General features: G+C 48.1%; 1 protein-coding gene. It reads right to left on the bottom strand.

Features of this window, described 5'->3' with window-relative positions:
- Positions 1-1,068, bottom strand: a 1,068-nt coding sequence (gene sppA, locus R7P35_RS26085) for a signal peptide peptidase SppA (RefSeq protein ID WP_318093374.1), incomplete at both ends; no start/stop codon positions are given.

Raw genomic sequence — 1,068 nt, 5'->3', positions numbered from 1 at the left:
TAGAACCTGTCAGTGTTGTTGGTTGTGCGACGATTTTATCTGCGCTCATTGAAATCCAGTAACCGCCAGAGGCCGCTAAGCTCGACATCGAAACTACAACAGGTTTGCCTGCTTTTTTTAGCGCTTCCACTTCGTTGCGAATCACTTCTGACGCAAACGCACTGCCACCAGGGCTGTCTACGCGAAGCACGACTGCTTTTACCTTCTCATCGTTACGCGCTTGACGCAGTAGACTTGCAACCGTGTCACCGCCTACTGTTCCACGAGGTTGTTGACCATCCATGATGGCGCCACTTGCAACAACAACAGCAATATCATGGTTCGCGAGTGTGTAGTCAGGGCGAATCGTTGCTAGGTAGTCGTAATAACTAATGGCGTTATAGCTGTCTTTACCGTCGCTACCAAATTCTTTGGCGAATAGGGTACGAATATCTTGGCGTGTCGCCAATTCATCAACTAACCCCATTTTGACTGCCAATTGCGCCAAATCACCATCCACAGATTTCATCTCGGTAAGCAGTTCTTCCATCGTTGGGTTTAGCACTTTGGCGTTGATGTTGCGGTTAGTCGTCACGTCATCGACAAACGCGCTCCACAACTGAGTGACCCAGCGAGTGGCAGACTCTTTTGCCGCATCCGACATGTCGTCACGAATAAACGGCTCGATAGCCGATTTGTAAGTACCGACTCGGAAAACGTGAGTGGATACGTCTAACTTCTCTAGCAGAGTTTTGTAGTACATAGAGTAAGCGCTGTAGCCCTTAATCAGTACGCCACCATCAGGCGCCATGTACACTTTATCGGCGTAGCTTGCTAAGTAATATTGGCTCTGATTGTAAAAGTCACCCACCGCGTAAACTGGCTTACCTGATGCCTTAAACTCGTTTAACGCTTTAGCAATGTAACGAAGTTTCGTTAAGTTCGTTTCTGGCAGATCGCGCAGTGCCAATACCAAGCCAGAGACTTTGGCATCGTCTTTTGCGTAGCGAATGGTGTCCACGATATCGAACAAAACGTTCTCTTTTGGCATCTCGTTACCTAAAAGAGAACCTGCGACTGAGTCCATTG

It is taken from the genome of Vibrio sp. Vb0304 (genome assembly GCF_033338995.1).
GTDB classification, from domain to species: Bacteria; Pseudomonadota; Gammaproteobacteria; order Enterobacterales; family Vibrionaceae; genus Vibrio; species Vibrio alginolyticus.
The sequence above is the reverse complement of the archived record's forward strand: the minus strand, read 5'-3'. Positions and strand labels throughout refer to the sequence as shown.